Source organism: Inquilinus sp. 2KB_23 (genome assembly GCF_052115705.1).
Classification (GTDB): domain Bacteria; phylum Pseudomonadota; class Alphaproteobacteria; order DSM-16000; family Inquilinaceae; genus Inquilinus; species Inquilinus ginsengisoli_A.
The window spans coordinates 1-919 of the sequence record NZ_JBFRHF010000087.1 but is presented as its reverse complement, the minus strand read 5'-3'; the positions used below and the strand labels follow the sequence as shown (position 1 = coordinate 919).

Here is a 919-nt window from a genome sequence, read left to right as displayed (position 1 = left end):
GAGATCCCCTGACTTCACAAACGAAGTGCAACACCCTTTGAAGGGGGTGTTGCGATGGGACGAAGCTACCGACAGTTCAGCCTCGAGGACCGGTGTGAGCTTGCCCGCCTTTACGCCGCCGGAGCCTCGCTCCGGCAAATCGCTGCAGCTCTGGATCGCGCGCCATCGAGCGTGTCTCGGGAGCTGAAGCGCAACAGCGGCGCCGCCGGAGACTACAAACCAGCCTATGCCGGCCAACAAGCCGGCGCCCGACGCTGGCACGGCAGCCGCCTGGTGCGCGACGCCGCCCTCCGGCAGACCGTGCTCGACCGGCTGGGCCGCGGCTGGTCGCCGCAACAGGTCGCCGGCCGACTGGCCCGGGACCAGGGCCGCCCCGTGATCAGCCATGAGACGATCTATCGCTTCATCGCCGCCCAGATCGCCCGCACCAAGGATTACCGCTGGCGCCTCTTGCTACCGCGCGGCAAGAGCAAACGCGGCYGGCGCGGACGCAAAGGCGGCTCCCCCGCCCAGACCATCCCACAGCGCGTGCCCATCCAGCAGCGCCCTGCCACCGCCGAAGATCGCCGCACCCCCGGACATTGGGAAGCCGATCTGATGCTGTTCTCCATCTACGGCCARGCCGTGCTCGCCCTGCACGAACGCACCTCCCGCCTGCTCGCCATCATCCGACAGCCCAGCAAAGCCGCAAGCCCTCTGGCCGATACCCTCCACGCCTTGCTGGTCGACCTGCCGCTCGCGCTGCGACTGACCATCACCTTCGACAACGGCACCGAATTCGCCCTTCACCATCGCCTGCGCGACCTGCTCGACATCCAGACCTTCTTCTGCGATCCGCACGCACCCTGGCAGAAAGGCGGCATCGAAAACGCCATCGGACGACTGCGACGAGACCTGCCAAGGCGAACCGATCTCTCCG

The 919-nt window shown here is 67.3% G+C and carries 1 protein-coding gene; it reads left to right on the top strand.

The window, feature by feature from the left end:
* Positions 1-54: 54 nt before the first annotated feature.
* On the top strand, positions 55-919 hold an 865-nt coding region (locus AB4112_RS36005; protein ID WP_441727275.1), incomplete at its 3' end, for an IS30 family transposase.